The sequence below is a fragment of the Paracraurococcus ruber genome (assembly GCF_004353985.1).
Taxonomy (GTDB): Bacteria; Pseudomonadota; Alphaproteobacteria; order Acetobacterales; family Acetobacteraceae; genus Paracraurococcus; species Paracraurococcus ruber.
This window is the reverse complement of sequence record NZ_SMOA01000377.1, coordinates 1-4,271: the sequence shown is the minus strand read 5'-3', so window position 1 is coordinate 4,271 and position 4,271 is coordinate 1. Positions and strand designations below refer to the sequence as shown.

Below are 4,271 nucleotides of genomic sequence, written 5' to 3'. Positions count from 1 at the left end.
CCTACCTGGCGCGCTGGCGCTTCACGGCGCAGAAGCCGCTGCGGCGCGCCTACGAGCAGGATCCGGCGGCGGTGCGGCGCTGGCTGCGGCGGGACTACCCGGCCATCGCTGCCCGGGCCAAAGCTGAGGGTGGTGCCGTCTTCTGGGGTGACGAGACCGGCCTGCGCTCCGACGACGTGCGCGGCCGTGGCTATGCGCCCCCGGGCCGGACGCCGGAGGTGCGGGTCAACCACAAGCGGGCCAACCTCGGCCTGATCTCGGCGGTGACCAACAAGAGCGAACTGCGCTGGATTGTCCTTGGCGGCGCGATCAAGGCGCCGGACCTGCTCCGCTTCCTCGCCCGCCTGGTCCGGGACGTCGGGCAGAAGGTCTTCCTTATCCTCGACCGCCTCCCCGTGCATCGGTCGGCCAAGGTCCGCGACTGGCTCGTCGGCCGCGAGGCCGAGATCGAGGTGTTCTACCTGCCCGGCTACAGCCCCGAACTGAACCCGGACGAGGGCGTCAACGGCGATCTGAAGCAGGCAGTCACCGTCCAGGCGCCGGCGCGCAGCAAGACGCAGCTGAAGCGCGCTGCCATCGGCCACATGCGCAAGCTGTCGAAGCGGCCCGACCGCGTCCGTAGCTTCTTCGGGCACAAGACCTTCCGCTACGCAGCGTGATTCAAGACCGCCCAGGCCGGATCAATAAGTCGGGCCTTCGGGTGTGCGAAAGTCGTTGACCTTAACAATTCGGATCCAAACCATACGGCTCGTGCTAGACCATAGTGTGGTTGCCGGTTGAAATCCTGCGCGGCCAAGTGTGGGGTCGAAATCCTTGTCAGCACGTCGCAGGTGGGCCGGTCACCTACCCGGATGTCTGAGCCAAGGTTATCGATCAGTGGGGGAAGCCAAGCATGACCGATAGCCCAAAGATCGGTTGGTGTCCGACGAACGAGGCTGCGGATTGGGGCGCGGCAACCATCTGTCCCTGGCCATGTGACCCGGTTCCGGAAGTGACGGCCCGGCTTGAGCAGATTGTCTTCTCCACGCGGCCTGCGTCAGCGCAGCAGTGGCACCGCGTACAGGCTGACACCGCCAAAGAAGTGCAGTCGCTGGTCGCGCGCGCTGTTACGGCGAGCGTGATCCCCCGCTTGGCACTGCGGCATTCAGGCCTTCAAACTGAACCAATTACATGTGGTCCTGAGGAGGTCACCGCGCTCACCTCGTTGGTCCTGACCAGTGATTTGTCAACGACGACGGCCTTTGTTCATTCGCTACGCGCCCGGGGCATGACGCTGGACGATCTCTATCTCCACCTGCTCACCCCCGTTGCCCGCCGTCTCGGCGAGTTGTGGGCCAGTGATCTCTGCAGCTTCGTTGAGGTCACCTCTGCGCTGGGGCAATTGACACAGCTCGTCCAGGTGTTGCGGCCCGCCTACATTCCACGCCCCGGGCCTCGTGACCCGCGGCGTCGCGCCGCCCTGGTGGCTATTCCGGGTGAACAACACACTTTTGGTCTTGCAATCGTCACGGAATTTTTCGTCCAAGCCGGGTGGGAGGTCTGGAGTGAGCCCGTGGCGAGCAGCGTGCAACTCGTGGATGTGCTCCGTACCGAGTGGTTCGCGGTTTTGGGCCTATCCGTCGCCTCGGACACTCGTCTTCCAGAGATGCCCGGCCTTATTCACAATCTCCGCGCGGCATCACGGAACCCGGCGATTGCAGTGATCGTGGGCGGCTGGGCTTTTCGCGGCGATCCTGGCCTGGGCATAGCCGTTGGCGCGAATGCCTCCGCGCCCGATGGCCGCCAAGCTGCGCTGCAGGCGGAAGCCTTGCTCTCATTGCAGGCCGCTAGGGCACCGAGTTAAATCCCTCTTTGGAAACCATGCTTCTGTGCTCGCCAGGACACCCATTGCCGTGAGAGCGTTCAAGGCGCCGGACGAGTCGCTGGGGCGGCTCAACGCGACAATGGCCGCCTCGGTCATCGAGGCGGCTTCTGACATCGCGCTGGTCGTTGATGGCGATGGCGTGATCTGCGACCTGTCCATCACCAGCGAGGAGCTATCGAGAGACTTCGCAGGCGGTGACATCTGGTTCGGGTGCAGGTGGCTCGACACGGTGACGAAGGAGAGTCGACCGAAAGTCGAGGCATTGATCCAGGGCGCCATCGTGCAGCAGCCGCCGCGGTGGCGGCATGTCAACCACATCACCCGTCCAGGCGACACGGTACCCATCCTATACTCGGCCATGCGGCTCGGCGATGCCGACCGTGCCATCGCCTTGGGCCGCGACCTCCGACCGCTGTCCCGCCTCCAGCAACGCCTTGTCGAGGCGCAGCAATCCGTTGAGCGCGAATATTCCCGCCTACGGCAGGCTGAGACGCGCTACCGGCTGCTGTTCCATGTCTCCCCGGAGCCGGTGCTGATCGCCGACGCAGTTGCCGGCCGGGTGCTCGAGTTGAACCCGGCAGCGGAACGCCTGCTAGGCCGCCCGACCCACTTTCTGCTGGGAAGGCCTGTCACGGAGGTCTTCGACCAGGAGAGCAAGCAAACCATGCGTTCGTTGCTGGCGCTCCTCGGCACGGGATCGCGTGCCGAGGAGACAACGGTAACACTGGCCGAGGGCGGGCAGGTGGTTCGCATTGCTGCGTCCGTGTTTCTGGAAGCTGGGCATGCGACGCTGCTGCTTCGCCTCTTGCCGCTGCGCGCGGAACTCAAGGCGCCGACGACCTCGCCCCGGGCCGGTCTGCTGACGGCGGTCGAGCACGCACCAGACGGCTTCGTCGTCACCAACGATGCTGGCCAGATCCTGACGGTGAACGATACATTCCTCGACCTTGCCCAGCTCGGCGCGGAGGATCATGCGATTGGCGAACCGCTCGGTCGCTGGCTCGGACATACCGGCGGGGAGATGAACGTACTGACCTCCGCCCTGCGGCAGCATGGCGCGGTGCGGCTGTTCAGCACGGCCGTACGGGGGGAGTACGGGGCGAGCACCGAGGTTGAGGTATCAGCGACTTCGGTGCTGGACGGCAGCAGACGGCCTTCCTTCGGCTTCGCTATCCGCAACGTCACCGCGCGGCTCCCGGCGCTCGATAACCGTGGCAGCCCCCCAAGCTCAATGGAAGACTTCAAGCAGCTGATTGGCCGCATGCCGCTCAAGGAGCTCGTTCGCCAAGCGACGGACCTTATCGAACGGCTCAGCATCGAGGCGGCCCTTGAGATCAGCGGCGACAGTCGTGCGCGGGCGGCCGAGGTGCTCGGGCTGTCACGCCAAAGCCTTTACGCTAAGCTGCATCGACATGGTTTCGGTGGGTTCGATGAGGGCAGCTGACGTGTAATGTAGGCAGGCAAATGCAGGTCCATCACCGTGGAGGCTATGGCCGGAGCAGGCCAGGGGGCTTCCTGGGAGGCTGCAGGAGCGCCGCCACCCCAGCATACCTTTTGTCCAACTTCTGCTGCCGCGCGTTCTGTGTTGCCAGGGCAACGGCTACCCGTCCATTAGTCAGTCCCCAGGCCCCCACCCCCGGGAGGGGTACCGGCATCGCACCCGAGCTCGCTGACGCTCCAGTGCAGCGGCCGTCACGGCCCGACATAGCCCGAGACATTGGCGCGGAACAGCCGGCCATCATGAATGTAGCAGCGCAGCACGATGGCGCTGCGGTGCCCGGCCTGCCGCTGGATATCGCACTCCTCGTGGCCGTGCGCCGCGCCGGAGGTGGCGAGGCCGGCGCGCAGGCTGTGGCCGAAGAAGTCGGCACGATCGAGGCCCGCCAGCTTGGCCCGCCGCTTCACCACCAGCGCCACTGCCTTGTCCGACAGGCTGTCGCCGATCCGGCCATGCCGATCGACGCTGCGGAACAGCGGTCCGTCCGCGATGGCAGCGGCGTCCCGCCAGGCGGCCAAGGCGACGGCTGGGCAGGTGCTGGTGCCGGTATGCATGACACCGATCAGCTGGCCGGCGCCTTCCTGGTCGCCCTTGCTGCGGCGGATGGTGACACGCAGGCCGCTCTCCACCTCGATCACGTCCGCCACCTGCAGGGCCACTAGCTCGCTGCGGTGGAAGACCCCAGCGAACCCCACCAGCAGCAGCGCCCGGTCGCGCAGGCCGAGCTGTGCATCATCGCAGGTGGCGACCACATGGCCTTGACCACGTCGACGGTCGCCGCGGCAGCTTGCCGCGGTGCGATACCATGCTGCCGGCGGATGCCGCGCATCACCTCGCGGACCACTGGGTGGCGGGTGTCGAGCTAATGCCCAGCCAGGCGGTGCGCGGTGGAGATCGCCGCCAGCCGCC

General features: G+C 66.1%; 4 protein-coding genes. 3 read left to right on the top strand and 1 reads right to left on the bottom strand.

Annotated elements, in window-relative coordinates; genetic code table 11:
- From E2C05_RS29330 to ppsR, 3 genes are all read left to right on the top strand, one after another.
- Positions 1-659: IS630 family transposase (locus tag E2C05_RS29330; RefSeq protein WP_133223159.1), on the top strand; the 659-nt coding region annotated here is incomplete at its 5' end.
- Between the two features lie 233 nt (positions 660-892).
- Positions 893-1,843 (top strand): cobalamin B12-binding domain-containing protein, encoded by a 951-nt coding sequence (locus E2C05_RS29325; protein WP_133223158.1) that lies wholly within the window; start codon positions 893-895, stop codon positions 1,841-1,843.
- Positions 1,844-1,892: 49 nt separating this feature from the next.
- Positions 1,893-3,308, top strand: coding sequence for a transcriptional regulator PpsR (ppsR, locus tag E2C05_RS29320; RefSeq protein ID WP_133223157.1), 1,416 nt, complete (start codon positions 1,893-1,895; stop codon positions 3,306-3,308).
- A 248-nt stretch (positions 3,309-3,556) separates the two neighbouring features.
- Here ppsR and E2C05_RS29315 read toward each other — a convergent pair whose 3' ends face one another.
- Positions 3,557-4,114 carry a site-specific integrase gene (locus E2C05_RS29315; RefSeq protein ID WP_133223156.1) on the bottom strand — a complete coding sequence of 186 codons (558 nt, stop codon included), beginning with the start codon at positions 4,112-4,114 and terminating at the stop codon, positions 3,557-3,559.
- Between the last annotated feature and the right edge of the window lie 157 nt (positions 4,115-4,271).

Bases quoted from the DNA above. Each gene is read 5' to 3' on its own strand.
- E2C05_RS29325 (WP_133223158.1), top strand. From the start codon at position 893: ATGACCGATAGCCCAAAGATCGGTTGGTGTCCGACGAACGAGGCTGCG.